This is a genomic window from Campylobacter sp. MG1 (genome assembly GCF_026616895.1).
GTDB lineage: Bacteria > Campylobacterota > Campylobacteria > Campylobacterales > Campylobacteraceae > Campylobacter_E.
The window spans coordinates 1-14897 of record NZ_JANYME010000020.1 but is presented as its reverse complement, the minus strand read 5'-3'; the positions used below and the strand labels follow the sequence as shown (position 1 = coordinate 14897).

Below are 14897 nucleotides of genomic sequence, written 5' to 3'. Positions count from 1 at the left end.
GTGAATGATTTAAAACTTATATATAAGAAAGTTTTAAATGGCTCTTGATCACTTGTTTAGATATCAAAGATTGACGTTGAAATAATTGATATATTTAAAATTAACAATAAAACTATTTAAAATAACATATTTGCTTAACTTATATTTGAGTGTAAATGCAAATGAAAGCCTGAATTATATACAGCAAAACTTAAAGTATTCTTAAATATGAAAATATTTTTTAAAATAATTGAAAAAAATGAAAAAAATGTGAAAAAGTTTTTAAGTTATTTGAAATAGACCAATGGTAATTGATTGTTGAAAATACTTGGGAAATAAGAGTTTGGTGGAGTTTATCGTTATTAGGATTTATAGATGAAGTTTATAATATAAATAATTATAAAAAAACCAAAATTCTATTTCAAATTATTTTAAATAGCTTTATTTTTAGTATTGCAATTAGAAATATAATTTAATTTTAAAGAATTTGAATTTGAAATTTAAATTTTAAATCTAGCAATATCTAAGATTTATTTTAAATTCCTATTTTAAATTCTTTAAGTACAAACAATAATAGCACCTCGTTTTAACACGATTTTATTATCATTTTTCAACTCTTTTAAAACCCTTGAAATACTTTCTCTTGAGCTACCTACTACTCTTGCTAATTCTTCGTGAGTGATTTTTAATTCATTATTGCTTGCATTATCTTTTATATATTTTAAAACACGATTTGAAAGCGGCATAAAAGCAAAATCTTCTAAAAATTGCATAATTTCGCTAAGTCTTTTAGAAATAATGTCTAATTTTAGCTGTTTAAATTCTAAATATTTTTCGCTTAATTCTTCTAAATCTTTGCTAGGAATTACCCAAACATTAGTGTTTTTTACAAACTCAATATTAACATCAAAACTAATATTATTTAGCACGCAAGAAGCTGATAATAAGCAATATTCATCATTTGATAAATTAAAAATATCAATCTTTCTAATGCCATTATCAATAAATATCTTAATACTTCCATCAATTATAAATATAAGCCCTTGACAATCCCATAAATCATCACCTTTTTTATAAGTCTTAAAAAGACCTTTTTCTAAACATTTTTTAATTAGCTCATTATTTGTAAATATAGAATTTAAAAAATCTTCAATCTTTTTCATTGTAACTTTATCACATACATAATTTTTAAAAACTCTTATACTTTATCAAAAAAAGGAATATTATGAGTTTAAATAGAAGGAATTTTTTAAAAATCGCAGGAATTGCTAGTGTAAGCAAGGTTTTTGCGAATACCAATCAAGAAAAAATGGCAAAACTAATTGATTTAAGCCTTTGCGATGGCTGTGCTAATTTAGCAACACCTTTATGCGTAAGTGCTTGTAAAGTAAAAAATAAAGATGTTTTTCCTAAACCAATTAGCGAAATACCAAATTATTATCCACAAAAATTTTACGAAGATTATCAAGACAAAAAAGATGAGATTAATAGGCTAAATCCTTATAATTTCATCTATGTTGAAAAATTAAACATAGATGATAAAAATATAAATATCCCAAGACATTGTATGCATTGTGATGACCCAACTTGCCTTAAAATATGCCCTTTTGGAGCAATTAGCAAAGATAATTCAGCAGTTAAGATTAACCCTAATGTTTGTTTTGGTGGAGCAAAATGTAAAGATGTTTGCCCTTGGCACATACCACAACGACAAGCAGGAGTTGGGGCTTATCTTAAAATAGCACCTAAATTAGCAGGTGGTGGAGTTATGTATAAATGCGATTTATGTGCTGATATTAGCATTCCTACTTGTGTGAGTGCTTGTCCTAAAAACGCAATGATATATGCAAATAAGGAAAAAATAAAATTACTAGCCCTAAAAAAGGCACAAGAATATAAAGATTTAGCTAAAGATGATGGCACATATATTTACGGAGATAAACAAAACGGCGGAACTGCAACTTTTTATGTATCGCCGATTTCATTTGAAAAAATTCAAGAAGCAATAAACAAAAAACACGCAAACAACACTCAAGGAATAGCACATATGAAAGTAGATGTAAATAACAAAATAACCAGTAATGACAAAATTATTAAAAGTGTTTTATTAAGCCCGATTGCAGGTGTTTTAGCAGGTGTTTTACTAAGGAAAAAAATGAAAATTAAAAGACAAAGTATATTTAATCAAATAACTCATTTAGGAATAATGATTAGTGTTTTTGCGTTGATTTTTAGTGGTATTTTGCAAATGCCTGTCGCAAAAAGATATATGATTTATAAACTACCTTTAATGTCTTGGAGTGTGGATTATTATATTAGTTTGATGGTTCATTATATTTTTAGTATTAGCTTGATATTTTTTGTATTTTTGCATATTACATATTATATTTTACGCAAAGATTTTTCAATACTTCCAAAAAAAGGTGATATTAAAAAAAGCATAAAATTAATCTATGCAATAATTTTTAACAAAGAAGAAGAACCTTGCGAAAAATACCTACCAGAACAACGCCTTGCGTATTTAGGACTTGTAATTATTATGGCTGTTTTAATTATTACAGGGCTTATTAAAACTTATAAAAATTTAGCAGGAATTTCAATTAGTGAAAACTCTATATTTTTAGTAGCATTACTACATAATATTGGAATGTTTTTAATGATTTTTTGGATATTTATACATTTATTTGCCTTTGTTTTTGAGACTAATAGAGCACTTTTAGGTGCTATGTTTGGTGGAAAAATTGATGCTAAATATGTATTAAAAAGACATAAATTATGGCATGAAGGTGTAAAAGCCGCCAAAAAGGTTTTAAATATGTTATGAGCTTTACTAGCTTATATCGTAATTAAAATAATAAAATTTATACCAAACAATACAAATATTATATAAATCAATAAATTATTTTATACAATTCATTGACTTATAAAATACTCATAATAAAATATAATTTTTTAAAATTCCCTAAACCTTATATGTTTAAAAACGCTTTGTTTTATACCATTTTCATCTTTTAAAACTTCTCTTTTTGTAGTGGAATAAATGGGTTTTAAAGCTTTTGATTTAGCGTAATTTATAAGTTTAAAACACAAGCCAAAATCCCCACTAATAAGCACATAATCACCTTTTTTGGTGCTTTCATCGATGTATTCATAAAAATCTCTTGCATAATCATCTAAGTTATCAAGCTCTGGCGGGACATTGGAAAACTTAGTTTGCAAATCCTTTGGCAAGGCTTTAAATTCTACTATTTTTAGGCTAGTTTTAGCGTCATTTATTTGCTCATCGCTTAATTTGTGTGAAAAAAATAAATGCATAGCAATCATTTTACTTTTGCCTTTATGTCTAAAATCAATTTATCTTTTAATTCTTGACTAAAATTTAAATTATTAAATATTTCATCATAAGAATTAAAAAATTCTTCTATTCTAGTTTTATAATTGTTTTCATAATCATCGCTAAAGGCATCACAATGAGACATTCTATTCCTTAAATCAGCTATTTTTTTAGTTAAATTAATCACAGAATTAAATAATTTTATATCATCAGGAAAAGTGTTTTTATACTTAGTATATCTGTGATTATTTTGATTTACATTTGGCTTAGTTTCTTCAAAACTAAGTAAAAAATTTCTAATTGCTTTATATTCAGAATAACAATATTCGTATTCAGCCCTATCTAGTTGTTGTTTAAACTCATTAAAAATATGTAAATATATAGATTCAAGTAAAAACTGAACGCAATTTAAAAAATAATCGTGTTTTTTATAAAGCACAGCTAATTCATAATAAAAAGCTCTTTTAGGCTTAATTTTACCATTACCTGCTGACTTGATATTTACTTTATTTAAGCCTTGTAATTCAAGCATTATCTCATTTATCAAAGGTTGCAAATTTAAAAGACTTTGCAATGGATTTCTTTCGTAATAAAAAAGATTTTTTAAATTTTTATTTATATCTTGAATTTGATTTTTAAAAAGCGCGTCACTAAAACCTTTTAAAGCTAAATAAAGCGGATTATCAAGGTTATAATCAGGCACTTTTAAGCATTGTTTAAAAGTGCTTAAGACATTTGACATAACCATATTTTCAACATATTCATCAAGGCTTATAAATTCATATTCTTGTTGTTGGATTATCTCCTTTGCCACGATGAAATTTATCTTAAAATCTTTATTAATATTAGCTTGAATAAGCCCTGCAAAAATAGCCAAAATCGTATTATCTCTAAAGCCGTGGGTAATATCTATTATGATTTTTTTATACTTATTTGAACTAAAATCATTTTTTAAATCATTTATCAAATCCCCTAAAAATTTAGAATATTCTTTCTGGTCAAACTCTTTTGGGGTAATTTTATCACCATAAATTGGGCTTTGCTTTTTATTTGATAATTTTGTGCCGTATAGTGTAAAGTCAAAATTATCGTTATTAAATTCTTTAAGCAAACACTCCGTAGCACTCCACATATCAAGCTTAATCGTATCTTTTTCTACTTCAAAAACCTTATAAAAATCGCTTGTTAGAATATATTGTGCTTGTTTTGGTTGTTTTAGTCCTTTTGTATTTATATCTTCTTTGCTTTTTATTTGAAAATCTTCTACATCTTTATAAGTATTTGTCATACCTAAAAAACTAATGATTTTTATTTTGGTTTTGCCTTGTAATGGTAAATTTTCGTTGGTTTGCTCTGCGCTTTGAGGGTTTTGCGTATTTTCACATTGCATTTTATTTTCCTTTTTATCAACACTTTTTTTTACAATTTGAAGTCCTTTTCTAGGAGGTATTTTTATTTCACTCATTTTTACACCTTTTGCAAGGCTTTTAACCTTGCTTTTTTATTAATTCACTTGGGCGTGGCAAAACCTTATCTTTATGCTTAAAATCGTTAATATCCATATATCTACTATCAATATTTTTTGATTTTTCATAATTAAGCATTATTTCTAGCTCTTTTAGTCTCGGCTCTTCCCATAAGCTATTATTGTTTGAACCAATTTGCTCCAAAATCTTGCTTTCAAACGCCTTTATATAGTCTTTTTGCTCGTTGATTAAACTTAGCTCACATATGCCATTATCTGAAAACAAATTCTCATAACTTTTAGTTATATCATACACGCTTAATTTAGCATTTATTTCAACACTTCCAAGCCCAAGTGGTTTAGCTCCGCCAAGCTTATGAAAACAATTTTTAGGCAAGTTCAAAACAAACATTAAAGCACCTAATTCATAATCTTTTAGATTAGAAAATCTGATTTTACCTTTAAAATTAACACCACTTTTTATAGCTCTTATAACATTTTTCATTTTTTCATTATCTGGGCGTTGTTGATCTGGAATAAATTTATAATCCTTTTCATTTTTTGTATCTTTATGGTGATACATTTTATAGCCTCTTAGCATTACATCATCATTATAATGTTTAACGCTACTAACTTTTGATTTTAAGCTATTTTCTAAATACATATTATAAGAAGTTGGTTTTGGACCTTGCAAATTTTGAGTTCTTGTTTCTTTTTGAAAAATATCTTTTAAATCACTTACTAGATTTGCATCTTCAAAAAACACTCTAGAAGCAAATTTGCTTTCTTTACCAAAAATACATTCTGTTAAATCAAAATAATTTTCACCAAATTCATACTCAGGTATATGCTCTTTTACGCTTTTAAAATAAGGTATTCTAAAATACGGCGTATGACCAAAAAATACATATTTTATCCCTGCTCTTTCATGTTCAACAAAAAAGCACGGAACTCCGTTTGGGTATTTTTCATAATCATTTGCAAGCTTTACAAGGTTTAAAAACTTTTTATCCCTTTGTGGCTGTCTTTTATTATCAGCTTCGTAAAGCTCTATAAGCTCATAATCAAGACTTATTTTATCCAAAGCCTTTAACTCATCTTTGCTTAGTTTTTTGAATTTAAAATATGTTTTTTTAGCACTTTTGATATTTTTCTTATCACCGATCGTTTTAGTTGTTACGCCTGTATGAACTATATATTTATCGCCGACTGGCTTGATTGTCATATTTTCATTAGCTATTTTTTGACAAATTTCTAAGGCATTAGGATGGTTCATTAATTCATCTAAACCTTTAAGATCATAATCTTTATAAACACTACATCTTTTAGCTTGCTCTTTTGTAGCTTTATAAATAGCGTATTTTCTCTCGCCCTCTTTTACAAAATACCCAAACTTAGCGTTAGGTCTTGGCACCCCATCTTTATCTTTGCTTGACATTATTCTTGCATATTCAGCTTTAAGCGTGCTTTCACCTTTACCTGCCATATTTCTATAATAAAAAGTAGTTAGATTTGTATTTTCAAATTTACCATAACTTACGATTTCTACAAGATTTCTTATCATTCCTCTTAGGCTTGAACCTGGTATTTTTGGAGTTACTCCATCTATACTAAAGAATTTTTTAACTTCTCCTTGTTTTTGTTCATCACCTATAAAAAATGGTGTTTTTGTGGTTATTGTTAGGTTTATTTCCCCACTAATTCCATTAAAATTGTCAAAATCATCAGGTTTTTTAAACTTAGCAAACTCATTTTTATGATTTAAGGGAATGAAATTATATGAAGCTGTAGCCTTGCCAACAATTCCACCTTCACTTTTAGTGCCACCTGATTGTTTTTTATGATTATTAAAATTAGCCTTTTCTTGTGCTTTTTCTTTTTTTTGCTTTTCTTGGTTATTTCTTTTAGCTATTTCTTTTTGTTTATTTGTTCCATTATTTGCAAAAAAATCTCCAAACGGATTATTCATCTTATCTCCTTTATTACATAGCCTTTTATATAAGCTTGATTTGTGTCTTCGTGATAACCTATAATGTCGTATTTTTCTATGATGATTTCATTGTCCTTTTGCCTTTCAAGTGGCAAATAAAACTTCCCACCCCTACCATCATCTACCTTGCTCCAGCCATTTTCACAATCCACAACTTTGCCTAACATTATTGTTGTACTATTTATTTCATCACCTTTAAATTCATAAAGCCTTGAATTATCACCCCAAAAATAAAGTTCTTTAACCCCATCAAATGCACGAAATTCTAAAATCTCATCTTTATTTAAAGTACTAATTCCTGATTGAAATTCCATTTCGCCGTTTTTTACCTTACCAAATAGCACTTTGTCCTTTGTCCATGCGATGATTTTTGCATTATCAAAATCTTTTAAAAGCTCTTTCATTTTAGCAACTCCTTAGCTATCTCACTCATCTCGTTTGACTTTAACTCTTTGCCGTTTTCATAAGCGCTAAACTTACCACTAAACACCCCACGACCAACATTTTTACCACCACCAACGGCTAAAAATCCAGCACACAAATCCCTTGCTACAAAAAGCATTAATGCTTTTTCTTTAGGGCTTGGGTTTTTTAGCTCTATACTTAGATTGATTTTGCCATCATAAATAACCTTAGCATCAAACAACGCTCCATCAATGGTCGCCCCACTAAATCTATCTATTTTATTTCTTTGATGAAGTTTTTCCATGACGTTTTTAATTTCACTTTCACCAACCCTAACTCTTGATTTTTGAGTATCGCCTGCTTTTTTAATATCAGTATTTTTATCTACTGCGTAACCAAAAAGCTCATCTATAAAATCATCGCCTAAATTAAAAGTATTTGCTATTTTTAAAGCTTGATTTTTAATAGCACCTTTAAAGCTTGTCCCGCTTGCTATAAATTTGTCATTTTCTTTAAGGCTAGCTACTTTTGCATTTTCATCATAGTTATTTACACTACCAATTAAAAGTGAGTTTGTGATATCCAAATCAATTTTTATTATAAATCCTAGTTTTTTGTCTTGTTTTTCTAGAATTTGACATTGTGCATTTTCGCTATTGTTTAAGAAATCCTTATATTTTTCAAAATCATTTGGAAATAAAAACTCGTATTTTTTAAGCTCTAATTTGTTATTTTCAGTATCTTTAAAAGCAAATCTACCAAGACCTGACATTGTTTTAGCACCTATATTTATTTCACTTTGTAAGATATCTTCATAAGCTTTTATATCATCATCTAAATTATCATTTTCATAAATGTTAATTTCGCTTTCAAAAACAAAATCCGAACCAGCTGAAATAACTTCATAATCAAACAATGCTGTATCTTCTGCTATATTTGTTGTAGGAACTATCCTTATGCCATTTCTAATATTAACTTGATAATTACTTCTCTCATCTAAATAACAATCATTTAAAATAAGTCTACTTTTTTCACTCTTTTTATTATTTTCAGTTCCTAGCAAAAGACACTCGCCAAGCTCACTTTTTAGCACTCCAGCTAGACTTGTAGCGCTAATATAAGGCTTATCAGATTTATCCTTTAAACACATGCTATCTATGAAATCGCCTTCACTTGAGCCTATTTTAAAAGCTGTTTTATTTACTAAAGTTCCTTTATAAAATATCTTTTTTATTAATTTTTTATGCACTTCTTGGCTCATTTTGTCTCCTTTCTAGCTTGTTTGAGTTTGCTTATAAGTGTTTTAATTTTTAAATAAAACAAATACTCTTTATCATAGTATTTGTCATAATTTGGTAATTTAAATTTTTCAATATCAATACCGCTTAAATTAAGTCCTTTTTTATTTCTTTCCATTTTGTCTAAAAATTCATTTTGTTTTCCATTTTGCTTGGGCTTAAACTCTTTTTTAAACAAATCTATTATAGATTTTTCGTTATCAAATCCTATAATATTTAAAACCTTTTCAATTCTTGCTAATTCGCTTTTTGTCATTTTATCTTTACTACGATTTTTACATTCTGGATATTGAATTTCATAGTTTTTATACTCATTGCTTAAAAATACTCTTTGTTCTAGGTCTTTTTTTAAGATATTTTTAAGTGTTGACTCTATGTTCTTAAGCTCATCATCACTTAGTTTTAGCTTTTCTAGTTTATTTTTAGAATTTTGATTTGTTTCATTATCTTTTTTATCACTTTTTAACTCTAAATTATCAAAACTTTTATAAGCTTTAAGCCACCCAAAGCCAAATTCATCTTGGATTTTGAGTTGCACTAATTCCTGATTTAAATTCCCGCTAACCTTAAACACACTACCTGTGCTAAATCCCATTACTTGTGGAGTTTTACACTTGTAAGAATTGTTATAAAATTGTGCTTTTTCATATCTTGAAACTACGATTTTTTCTAGCTTCAATCCTTGTTTTTCTAGTTCGTTTTTAAGTGCGTCAAAACTAGGTTCAAATCCGCCAATTTCGTTTCTTAATAATACCGGACTAATTGCCACTAGATAAAACTCATTATTAAAATTACTTTCTTTATTGTTTGAACTCTCAAAGCTAATTTTTACCCTACCATATTGAGAATTTGCACTTTTACCAAGTCTTAAAACCTTGCCATTTAAACTACTAAAATCATCAATCTTATCAAGCTTTATAGCAAATTGTTGCCCCTTGCTAATTGCTGTGTATGAGAAGATTTTGTTTTTATATTTGCCTTCACTTTCATATTTTTCAAGCTCGGTAAGACTCATATTTTCTTTATCGGCTAAGCTTACATGGGTTTTATTGATAGTGCTTATTTTTGCTTTACTTAAAATACTATTCTTTATACAAACATATCCACCTATGTTTGATTTTTTCTCATCATCATTTTTCTCTATATTTTCATTAAATACCACTAAATCATCTTTATATTTATACTTTTTAAGGTTCATAGGTGCTGGATAAAAAATATTTTCACCATCATAAAAATAAGCATTTTGTGGCTTAGAATACTCCACCCCAAGCTTTTTAAAAGCACCTTTAATCGCACTAGCACTCAAATATTCCTTAGTATCAATGGTATTTTCATCGCCACTAAGATTTGTTAAAATAACATCATCAAGCAAAGTAAATACCATAATATCTTTATGAATTTCGTTTGTTTGAGCTGTTTTTTCATCATTTTGACTACTTATTATTTCGCATTTTACTTTACCAAAACCTCTAGTTCTTTTATGCCCTATATAACGAAGATTTAGGCAAATTAGTTCTAAGTCTTTTTGAAATTCCTGTTTGAAATTCTCATCAATCTCGCTTTCAAATATAAGCCCTTTATCATAAGCTCTAAAGCGTCTTAAACTTCCTTTTTTAGCTACTCCACGCTCATCTAAACTAGTGTGACTTAGCACCACTGAAAAAGAGTTTTTAAACAAATCGGGATTAAAATCATTTGATAATTTTTCTAAAATCTCATAATCTTGCAATCTCGCATCGCTTAGCTTTATAATACCTTCATTATTTTCATCGCCAAAAAGCCTAAGCACATTTATATCTTGCCCCATAGAAACAAGCTCATTTGCACTGTCTTTTAGCATTCCCTTTAGGCGTTTTGCACTAATATATGGCAAGCCGTATTCATTATAATCGCAATCCAAATCTATTAAAGCATCGCCGTTGCCATTTGTAATTATCGTATTACTTAAAAGTGTAATTTTTAATATCATTGTCCGTCCTTTTGTGGGTAAAATGCACTTAGTTCTATTGCATCAAATAGCATATTTTTATGTTTTATTTCGTCGTTTTCTAGTAAGTCGCTAGGCTTAAACTCATCGTTTTCGCAATAAATCTCAGTATATTTTTTAATATTTTCATCATCATTGTAAAACAGCAAATCCCTAATTTTCATCATCTTAGACCTTGCCATTTTGTTTAAAATCTTAACAAGCTTTAAAAGGTCATCAAAATCATAATGTTTGCATTTTTCGTTTTTATTTATAAAATAGCCTTTATTATTAATATAATCTTGATTTATTCTCTCGCTTGTATAAGTCTTTTCAAGGTAATTTAATCCTGATTTTACTTGATTTGAAAGAATTAAAAATGCTAGGCTTGATTTAGAATTATCCTTTTTTGCTAGTGTTTTTGCCTTACTTGCTAGCTCTTCGCTAAGCTGATACGCCCTACTAAACGGCGTTTTAGCCTTGCATATTACTATCCCTGCACTTGCATAAAGACTATCAAAATATTTTTTAGAAGCATTTTCAAGCTCTTTTATAAAAGTCTTACTAAGCCAAACCCCAAGCCTACCTTCACTAACAAAAGTAAAATCATCTCCATTTAAAATAATCGGTCTAATAGGTAGATAATATTTATTTTCTTTTTTAAAATCATCTTTAGTGATTTTTATATCTTTAAACTCAAAACCATCATTATCTAAGTGATTAATTAGCTTATCTATCATTTTCTCAAAGGCTTCTTGCATAATTTCATCAATTTGTTTAGAAAATTCTTTAGATTTTTCTTTACTATCAAGCTTTTTTACCTTTTCGCCAAGTGCATTGATATCGCAATGCACCACACTTATAAAAGCGTTATTATGAATATAAATATCATCTAATTCATTGCTAAATTCATATCCTTTATTAACTAAATACTTATCAAATCTTTTAGCATTTTCTACCATATTCCTTTTACTAGCTGTTGCGTTGCTAAACTCCCCACTCTCATTTACACCGATATTTGAACTAGGGCATAATCTTTCAAAGCCAATATTTAACGAGTGCGTGAGTGGATAAAAGCTATTTCTAATATTATCTAACTCATCTTTAGCACCAGCGATATCTTTTTGATAATCCCCACTCATTTTGTAAGGCACTAGATAAGGCACTAAACTAGGATAGGTTTTAAGTAAATATAGGCTGTATTTTTTTATAAATTCTTTTGCGATTTCAAGCTCATCAAAAAACAAATAAGCATTCCCGCCACCACTAAAACAATCCTTTATCTTGCTTATCTCAAAATTAAATTCCTTACAATTTTCTTTTATTTTTTCAACATCACTCGCAAGGGCTATAATCTCACTAGCACCTATCATATCTTTAAGTTTATTTGAGCTAAAAATATATTCTTGTTTAGCCGCTATATCAATTAAAACTAGATAATCACTCATTTTCTATCCTTTCTAAATCAATTTTGCCAAAACCAAAAGCCGTATGTTTTCCGACCCCTATAAGCCTTGCAATCTCAAGCAATCTCACGCACTCATCACTAAGGTTATAAAAATCAATTTCGCCAATTTTTGCATAAAAATTCATTTTTTTGCCTTGATTATTTGAGTATCTTAATAATTTATAGTCCATTAATCTTTGACTAAAAGAAAAATTATCATCAAAAAACACTCTTTCGTTTATGCCATTTATTTCATTAAAACGGCGTTTTAACGAGATAAAAAAGCTAAGTGGGTTAAAATCTGTGCTTTTATCATTTATCATAAACGGGGTTTTAAAAATCACTTTTATATTTTTATAGGAATTTTGCGGGATTATTTCAATACTTTTTATATCTTTATTTAATAATTCACCTTTATTACTCATAAAAGGCTCATCGTTTAAAAATATCTTTTCATAATCATATTTTTGTCTATCTACTCCAAGCCCTAAAGCTCTCATTTGCTCCATAGCCAAAGCAAAATAAGGGGTATATTTTATATAATCATTAAAAAGATAAATACTAAAATCATAAGAATTAAAATCAATTTCTAAGCGGTATTTTGAACTTGCGTTGTCTTTATTAAAAAACATCTCAAAGATATTCTCATCAACCCTTTTTAACGCCCAACCCAAAGTCCCCCGAACAGCCGAGCCATTAAACTCATTTTTAGGCTTAATATTTATGCCTTTTACACTTAATTTCACATATCTCACCATACCACCTTATTTAAAAATAATCAGATATTATCACTCATCATTTGAGATTTGTTTAATGAAATAGCAAATAAAAAAAGGAATTTACAATAAGAATTATAATAATTTTATTGCAAATAAGCCTTTATTGATTGTTAATATTTAAAGCTAAAACTTAGATATATTTAAATCCAAAAAAAGAAAATTATGAATAATTCGCAAAAAACATCAAAACAAGTCTTGCATATAAACAAAGCAAATCTTAGCTTGGTTAAAGATAATGAATTTATAAGCATAAAAGATAATAAAGAAACTATAAGCAAAATCCATCCAAGCAAACTAAAATCAATTATCATAAATACAACGATAACAATAAAATCAGATGTATTATTTTTAGCGGCTTTATATAAAATACAAATAACATTTATAAATCAAGCCTTAGATAGTATAAGCTTGTATAAAAACCAAAGCTCAAGCAAAACATTGTTACTACAAGCAAAACTAAGTGATGAATTTAAATTAGAATTATCAAAGCAAATAATACTAGCAAAATGCAAAAATCAATGTAATTTCATAAAAAGAATGGATAAATATCACAAAACCTATAAAAACAATATCTCAAATATGAAAGAATATATATCAAAAATCAAACAAGCCAAAAACACTCAAGAGTTACTAACTATTGAAGGAAAAGTTGCTCTATGGTATTTTGATGTATTTACAAAAAGATTTAATGATTATGGTTTTATAAAACGCCATAAAAAAGGAGCAAAAGACATTATCAATATGAGCCTAAATTATCTTTACGCCATACTTTATAACAAAATTCAAAAACTTATGATAGATATCAATATAAATCCATATTTAGGATTATTTCATTCAAATAATGATAAAAACACTAGTCTTGTATATGATTTTATTGAAGAATTTAGAGTGTATGTTGTAGATATGATTGTATTTGCGTGGTTTTCTCATCGTCCTAATGCTAGTAACGAATTAAACTTAATCCTCGTGGTAATGTTCATACGGTGATTGAGGTTTTCTCATCGTCCTAATGCTAGTAACGAATTAAACAGCGAACTTAAAGCTAAGCTTGGCAAAATGTTTGCTAAAAGACTTTTAGATACTTTATATTATGAAGGCAAAAATCTAAGCATAGATGAAATAATACAAAAACAATTAAAAAAACTAAAAATAGCAATCACAACAAATACAAAATACAAAGGTTTTTGTCCTAATATTTGCTAAATAATATTGAAATTATCTACGATTTTACCTATTGTATGACTTGGGGTTTGCATTTTGACTGGGTATATTTTGATTATATCTGTTTTAGGATTGATTAATGATTTGAAATATTTTATAAGTTTATTTAATTTATCACAGCTTATATTTAATTCAAATACACTTAAATTTATTCTCTCACCACAGCTTAATAAAGTATCGTGGATTATCTTACGAGTTTTATTAGAATTTATATCATAACAAACTATATAAAGCATTTAATCTCCTTTTTTTAAACCATCATAATCATTTTTAGTCTATAAATCTATGACTATCTAAATAAATTAAAAGTTAAAATTCTTATTTAAATTCTATATTTTTCAATATTTTCAATTTATGGAATTTAAAACAAGAAATATCACTCTAAACCCCATTTTATCATTTCGCATTTACCTAGTTTTAGGCTTAAAATCAGCTTAAATATTTTAATTTTATGGGTTTTTGTGAATTTCTACTTGGCATTTTCTAAAATTTATTTTTGTTTAAGATTTAAAAGCCCTAATTATAGGCTTTTTAGACCTTAAAGATTTCTTAAAATCAGAAAATGCTAAGCAAATTAAAAATTTTTATGATGAAATAGGCGTTTTAGTAGCGAAATTTAACTTTTGCTTGGCATTTTCTAAAAAATTTATTGTATTAAAATTATTTGCTGATAATTAGGCATTAATCAAGGATATTTATAATGATTTTTTATTTTGGTTCTTTTACAAAGTATGGGAAAATTAAGGGTTAAAGAACATTGCCCCGATTTAGGGGATTGAAACTTTTCTGTGTTTTCCATTATGGACTCCTTAATAAAGTTAAAGAACATTGCCCCGATTTAGGGGATTGAAACAAATTGACTTAAAACTTTTAATGTATTAGCTTTAGTTAGAGAACATTGCCCCGATTTAGGGGATTGAAACTATTAAGCATATTTCTATACCTAACCTTACTTTTGTTAGAGAACATTGCCCCGATTTAGGGGATTGAAACCTATTATTTAAATTTATATG

At 27.6% G+C, this 14897-nt stretch carries 13 protein-coding genes; 3 read left to right on the top strand and 10 right to left on the bottom strand.

The annotated features are described in order from the left end of the window. Nucleotides 1-536: 536 nt before the first annotated feature. Nucleotides 537-1142 (bottom strand): Crp/Fnr family transcriptional regulator, encoded by a 606-nt coding sequence (locus NY022_RS09385; protein ID WP_239803264.1) that lies wholly within the window; start codon nucleotides 1140-1142, stop codon nucleotides 537-539. A 62-nt stretch (nucleotides 1143-1204) separates the two neighbouring features. Between NY022_RS09385 and NY022_RS09380 the strand changes: the two genes are divergently transcribed. Next, entirely contained in the window at nucleotides 1205-2803 is a 1599-nt protein-coding gene (locus NY022_RS09380; protein WP_267525587.1) for a cytochrome b/b6 domain-containing protein, read from the top strand. 128 nt (nucleotides 2804-2931) lie between these two features. On the opposite strand, the gene csx20 is transcribed toward NY022_RS09380, so the two are convergent. From csx20 to cas6, 8 genes are read right to left on the bottom strand one after another with little or no spacing between them, the layout of a single operon-like run. Then, nucleotides 2932-3303 carry a CRISPR-associated protein Csx20 gene (gene csx20 / locus NY022_RS09375; RefSeq protein ID WP_267525585.1) on the bottom strand — a complete coding sequence of 124 codons (372 nt, stop codon included), beginning with the start codon at nucleotides 3301-3303 and terminating at the stop codon, nucleotides 2932-2934. Further along, the gene (locus tag NY022_RS09370; protein ID WP_267525584.1) at nucleotides 3300-4778 is read right to left on the bottom strand and encodes a CRISPR-associated DxTHG motif protein; all 1479 of its coding nucleotides are present in this window, start codon (nucleotides 4776-4778) and stop codon (nucleotides 3300-3302) included. The genes csx20 and NY022_RS09370 overlap by 4 nt, the downstream gene beginning before the upstream one ends. Nucleotides 4779-4800: 22 nt before the next feature. Beyond that, nucleotides 4801-6747 carry a TIGR03986 family CRISPR-associated RAMP protein gene (locus NY022_RS09365; RefSeq protein ID WP_267525583.1) on the bottom strand — a complete coding sequence of 649 codons (1947 nt, stop codon included), beginning with the start codon at nucleotides 6745-6747 and terminating at the stop codon, nucleotides 4801-4803. Further along, nucleotides 6744-7172 (bottom strand): CRISPR-associated protein Csx19, encoded by a 429-nt coding sequence (gene csx19 / locus NY022_RS09360; protein ID WP_267525582.1) that lies wholly within the window; start codon nucleotides 7170-7172, stop codon nucleotides 6744-6746. Before csx19 ends, NY022_RS09365 begins: the two co-directional genes overlap by 4 nt. Next, nucleotides 7169-8434: an RAMP superfamily CRISPR-associated protein gene (locus tag NY022_RS09355; RefSeq protein WP_267525581.1), complete on the bottom strand. Its 1266-nt coding sequence runs from the start codon at nucleotides 8432-8434 to the stop codon at nucleotides 7169-7171. The genes csx19 and NY022_RS09355 overlap by 4 nt, the downstream gene beginning before the upstream one ends. Then, entirely contained in the window at nucleotides 8431-10440 is a 2010-nt protein-coding gene (locus tag NY022_RS09350) for an RAMP superfamily CRISPR-associated protein (protein ID WP_267525578.1), read from the bottom strand. The genes NY022_RS09355 and NY022_RS09350 overlap by 4 nt, the downstream gene beginning before the upstream one ends. After that, nucleotides 10437-11885 carry a Cas10/Cmr2 second palm domain-containing protein gene (locus NY022_RS09345; protein ID WP_267525576.1) on the bottom strand — a complete coding sequence of 483 codons (1449 nt, stop codon included), beginning with the start codon at nucleotides 11883-11885 and terminating at the stop codon, nucleotides 10437-10439. Before NY022_RS09345 ends, NY022_RS09350 begins: the two co-directional genes overlap by 4 nt. After that, nucleotides 11878-12639 (bottom strand): CRISPR system precrRNA processing endoribonuclease RAMP protein Cas6, encoded by a 762-nt coding sequence (gene cas6 / locus NY022_RS09340; RefSeq protein ID WP_267525574.1) that lies wholly within the window; start codon nucleotides 12637-12639, stop codon nucleotides 11878-11880. The genes NY022_RS09345 and cas6 overlap by 8 nt, the downstream gene beginning before the upstream one ends. Before the next feature lie 186 nt (nucleotides 12640-12825). On the opposite strand from cas6, the gene cas1 reads away from it, so the two are divergent. Together cas1 and NY022_RS09330 are read left to right on the top strand one after the other, a co-directional pair. Further along, nucleotides 12826-13650, top strand: coding sequence for a CRISPR-associated endonuclease Cas1 (cas1, locus tag NY022_RS09335; protein WP_267525572.1), 825 nt, complete (start codon nucleotides 12826-12828; stop codon nucleotides 13648-13650). Beyond that, on the top strand, nucleotides 13651-13866 hold the full coding sequence (locus tag NY022_RS09330) for a hypothetical protein (protein ID WP_267525570.1): 216 nt from the start codon (nucleotides 13651-13653) through the stop codon (nucleotides 13864-13866). It begins immediately after the preceding gene. Here the strand turns inward: NY022_RS09330 and cas2 are convergent. Beyond that, nucleotides 13863-14120, bottom strand: a complete 258-nt coding sequence (gene cas2 / locus NY022_RS09325; protein WP_267525568.1) for a CRISPR-associated endonuclease Cas2 — start codon at nucleotides 14118-14120, stop codon at nucleotides 13863-13865. The two genes, NY022_RS09330 and cas2, sit on opposite strands and share 4 nt — an antisense overlap. Between the last annotated feature and the right edge of the window lie 777 nt (nucleotides 14121-14897).